Source organism: Mesorhizobium sp. M1A.T.Ca.IN.004.03.1.1 (genome assembly GCF_003997555.1).
Classification (GTDB): Bacteria; Pseudomonadota; Alphaproteobacteria; order Rhizobiales; family Rhizobiaceae; genus Mesorhizobium.
In genome coordinates, this window is record NZ_RZTV01000944.1 from 1 (window position 1) to 242 (window position 242).

Annotated in this window: 1 protein-coding gene; it reads right to left on the reverse strand. The window is 56.6% G+C overall.

What is annotated here, in order from left to right:
- Positions 1 to 242: ABC transporter permease subunit (locus EOD29_RS34465; RefSeq protein WP_127248901.1), on the reverse strand; the 242-nt coding region annotated here is incomplete at both ends.

Consider the following 242-nt stretch of genomic DNA (forward strand, 5'->3'; position numbering starts at 1 on the left):
ATGACGTCGACGATGCCGAAGGAATCCTGGAAGCTTTCGGTGATGTTGATCACGAGCAGGAAAAATAAGGTCGGCGTCAGCAGCGGCAGCTGGAGGTCCCACATGCGGCGCAGCGGCCCGGAGCCGTCCATGGCGGCCGCTTCGATCAGCGAACGCGGGATGCCCTGAAGCGCTGAAAGGAAGAAGATGAAATTATAGCCGATATATTTCCACGAAAAAGCGATGATGACGGCGATCATCGC